Below are 774 nucleotides of genomic sequence, written 5' to 3'. Positions count from 1 at the left end.
ACCCGCTGGATCACTTTCCACTGCCGGGGGATCACCTCCAGCGTCTCGGTGACATCCTCGCCCAGCTTGCGCAGCCGGTCGCTGCCGCAGCATGAGCAGGTCGTCGGCGCCGGCTCGACGATCCGTTCGCGCGGCAGATGGTCGGGGAACGGCTTGCGGGCCGGCCGGCTCCGGGTGAAGGCCACCACATTGGTGGTCTTGGCCACCGCCTGCTCGGCGGCGATCTCGTCCTCGGTGGCCGACGCGGCCAGCTCCTCGAACGCCAGCTCCATCTGGTCGATCAGCCGCGCGGTGCGCTCGGCGCGGGGGCCGTAAAGCGCACGGTTCAGCTTCTCGATCTGCAATTTCTGGTGCGCGATCACGGCCTGGTCGTCGGCGGCCTTGGCCCTTGCCACCGCCAGTTCCGCCTCGATCCGAAGCAACGCTGCCTTCAGCGCGGCGACATCATCGGGTGGGGTTTGGCGGCGGCTCTTCATTCCTCGATGGAATCATAAATTCAGGCCGATGACTCCCGAAAAATGAAGGCAGCCCAGCCTATCCAGCGCTTTTCGGACGGAAGGTGTGGCGTGGGCTGCGCCAGTCGATCCCGTCCAGCATGTAGGCGAGTTGGGCCGGCGAAATCGCCACCACGCCGTCAGCCGGTGACGGCCAGATGAACCGCCCTTTCTCCAGCCGCTTGGCGTAAAGCGACATCCCCAATCCGTCGTGCCAGATGATCTTGATCATGTCACCGCTGCGCCCCCGGAAGACGAACAGATCGCCGGCATGGGGATC

At 65.8% G+C, this 774-nt stretch carries 2 protein-coding genes; both read right to left on the bottom strand.

The genetic code is table 11. From position 1 onward, the window contains the following. A partial coding sequence (locus A6A05_RS04620; protein ID WP_245644193.1) for an IS66 family transposase occupies positions 1-476 on the bottom strand: 476 nt, incomplete at its 3' end. Positions 477-534: 58 nt separating this feature from the next. Continuing rightward, a partial coding sequence (gene tnpB, locus A6A05_RS04615; RefSeq protein WP_068497937.1) for an IS66 family insertion sequence element accessory protein TnpB occupies positions 535-774 on the bottom strand: 240 nt, incomplete at its 5' end.

This window comes from Magnetospirillum moscoviense, from assembly GCF_001650635.1.
GTDB classification, from domain to species: Bacteria; Pseudomonadota; Alphaproteobacteria; order Rhodospirillales; family Magnetospirillaceae; genus Magnetospirillum; species Magnetospirillum moscoviense.
Note: the sequence above shows the minus strand (reverse complement) of the source record. Positions and strands in the feature narration are given on the sequence as shown.